The following is a 2,389-nucleotide window of genomic DNA, read 5'->3' as shown; positions in this document are numbered from 1 at the left end:
GTTCAAGGATTCCAAGACGTTCCAAAAACGGCTGCGCACCGTGTGGCAATTACAAAAGTCGGTATCCTATTGTCTATTCGGCAGCAAGAAGCATTTGATGAATGAACTGTTCGAGAAAAAGAGCCTGCCCTTCTATAAATTCGGTGATGCCATTTATTTGTCGAAAATCGGAACATCGGATTGGGTAGATTATATATGCGGTCGTTTTGAAGCTACTGGCAAGCAGATTTCAAGAGGGTTGGCTGAGAAAATATGCCAAATAGTAGATAACCACTCGTCTTATGTTCAGCAATTGGCGTGGTTGGTATGGATTCATACGGATGAAACTGCCGCCGAGCAGGATTTTGAGGCGGCATATCAAGATATTATCGACCAAAACACTCCATTGTTCGAGAAGCAGACCGAAAGCCTTACTACCTATCAGTTGAATTTCCTACGAGCTGTTTTAGACGGGATTCATAGTGAATTTACCACACAAGAGGTTTTACAAAAATACCAACTCGGCTCGTCTGCAAATGTAAGTATCGTAAAGAGGGCGTTAGTCAAAAAGGAACTTATAGAGATAGAGAAACGACAAGTTGTTATTCCTGATCCGGTGATGAAAGTGTGGCTGAAAAGGTCGTTGGCATTATAATTAACAGACTTTACCCGTTGGCGGAATTAATTTAGTGCGTACTTAATCCTCCCAATAGGTTTTCCTTTAATATAGTTGCCATATTGTGATACGGTCAGCGCACTGATTTTGCCAATAATTCCGGCAAACAGGCCGTTTGTCATTGTTGCATAGTTCCTGGTAATGAGGAATTGCCCTGTCTGTTGCGAGAAAAGTGTTTCTATTCTTTTTCCGACTTCGGCAAATGGTATCAGTGTCGGGAAACTTGCCCTCGTATTCTTTGAGCCTTGATTCAAAACAGCCGGTTCTCGCTGCCGATACTTTCTGATTCTGCGGCAAGAAACAATGCCACAACCTCCAATTCAGAGAATTTGGGAACAGGACCGCGACGCGGGATATTTCCTTTCTCATCCACAAATTTATTGGAAAATTGCTTGCATATCCCAAGAATTCTGACGAACTTTGTATATAAGTTGTGCATATGGTGATTTGTACTTAATAGTCTGAACACCACTAAGTCACTAAGAAATCAACGATATATACAACTTTTAAACATAAATATTACAAGTTTTTAATTCCGCCAACAGGTAGAATAATAACAGAATATGAGAAATAAAAAATATATCGCGACACTGTTCGCATTCATCGGATTCCTGACATCTTTTGCAGAGACTTCCAATCTCATAGGGGCATGGAAAGGCCCGAAGGATTTGATGGTCAATCTCTGCATTGACAATAATAAACAGTTGTATGTGGGATATTGCGGCATTCTCCGCACCTACGGCTGGGTGGATTTCTCAACAAGTCTCACGCCTGATTCACTCATAATGAAGTCTACCGATATCGGAAGTCCGTTTGAGGGACGCTTCAAAATCGAGTCGGGCAATAGACTGGTCGGAAAACTTGAAATGGGCAGTCCCGGCGATGATTGGTATTTCAACGGCAATGCCGAGCTTGTGAAAGAGATGCCCGTCATGCCGGAAAATCTTAACCCAAAACTTGAAGGCATAGTCAATCCTTCGGATTACAGCGCATTGTCACGAAGCAAGAAGATGGTATGGGAGGTTCTCTCGACTCTGGATTCAAAATCCTACGGATATAATGAGCGAAAAGTAGTCGAACGACTCCTGACTGCCAAAAACTATTCGCTCACTCCGGAGGATATGATTGGTTTCAGACGGGTTCGTTCTATTCAGCTTGATGCCCGTGACGGCATATTCTCTTATCCGTATTTCAGTTGCCGTTTCAAGGAAATCGATGGAAAGGTATTCTTTGAGAAGACTACCGGTAGCCAGCGTAAATCAGGCTATGTCTATCAAAACAGCCCGAAGTCGTTGGTTTTTCTCGGAGGTTGGAGTGTGAACAATGATTCTCAGACATCATATGGCAGCAACAACTCCGTCGCAGGTATGATATACAAAATCGGTCCGCGCAAAGCCATCATGATATTCCCTACAACAGAAGAACGAGTAGAGATTTACGAACTGCTTGCATATCCCAAGAATTCTGACGAACTTCGTATATAAGTCGTGCATACGGTGATTTGTATTTAATAGTCTGAACACCACCAAGTTACTAAAAAAACGATATGTACAACTTTTTAAACATAAATATTACAAGTTTTTAATTCCGCCAACGGGTTGTTTACATAAGATAATATCCTCGTGACGTTCCTTATAATCAAGATATGTAAACCAACGCACACCTTTTACACGAATGTATTTTTCCTGTTTCATCTATACCGAAGCCTGCCGCTCTCAACTCATAGGTATCAGG

2 protein-coding genes and 3 pseudogenes are annotated in these 2,389 nt (G+C 41.9%); 2 read left to right on the top strand and 3 right to left on the bottom strand.

Going from position 1 to position 2,389, the window contains the following annotated elements:
• A pseudogene (locus MoGM_RS00275) lies at positions 1–634 on the top strand (ATP-binding protein); the annotation flags it as partial.
• A gap of 26 nt (positions 635–660) precedes the next feature.
• Here the strand turns inward: MoGM_RS00275 and MoGM_RS00270 are convergent.
• Positions 661–1,158, bottom strand: a pseudogene (locus MoGM_RS00270) (hypothetical protein).
• A 60-nt stretch (positions 1,159–1,218) separates the two neighbouring features.
• Here MoGM_RS00270 and MoGM_RS13470 point away from each other — a divergent pair.
• The gene (locus tag MoGM_RS13470) at positions 1,219–2,139 is read left to right on the top strand and encodes a DUF4893 domain-containing protein (protein WP_104368255.1); all 921 of its coding nucleotides are present in this window, start codon (positions 1,219–1,221) and stop codon (positions 2,137–2,139) included.
• Here the strand turns inward: MoGM_RS13470 and MoGM_RS13210 are convergent.
• A pseudogene (locus MoGM_RS13210) lies at positions 2,095–2,221 on the bottom strand (IS982 family transposase); the annotation flags it as partial. The gene MoGM_RS13470 and the pseudogene MoGM_RS13210 sit on opposite strands and share 45 nt — an antisense overlap.
• A 5-nt stretch (positions 2,222–2,226) precedes the next feature.
• On the bottom strand, positions 2,227–2,349 hold the full coding sequence (locus MoGM_RS00260) for an adenine-specific methyltransferase EcoRI family protein (RefSeq protein ID WP_216651919.1): 123 nt from the start codon (positions 2,347–2,349) through the stop codon (positions 2,227–2,229).
• Positions 2,350–2,389 lie beyond the last annotated feature (40 nt).

The sequence above is a fragment of the Prevotella sp. MGM1 genome (assembly GCF_002933775.1).
GTDB lineage: Bacteria > Bacteroidota > Bacteroidia > Bacteroidales > Bacteroidaceae > Prevotella.
The sequence above is the reverse complement of the archived record's forward strand: the minus strand, read 5'-3'. Positions and strand labels throughout refer to the sequence as shown.

What these genes read in the sequence shown, in the direction of transcription:
- MoGM_RS13470 (WP_104368255.1), top strand. Translation starts at nt 1,219, where the DNA reads ATGAGAAATAAAAAATATATCGCGACACTGTTCGCATTCATCGGATTC.
- MoGM_RS00260 (WP_216651919.1), bottom strand. Translation starts at nt 2,349, where the DNA reads ATGAAACAGGAAAAATACATTCGTGTAAAAGGTGTGCGTTGGTTTACA.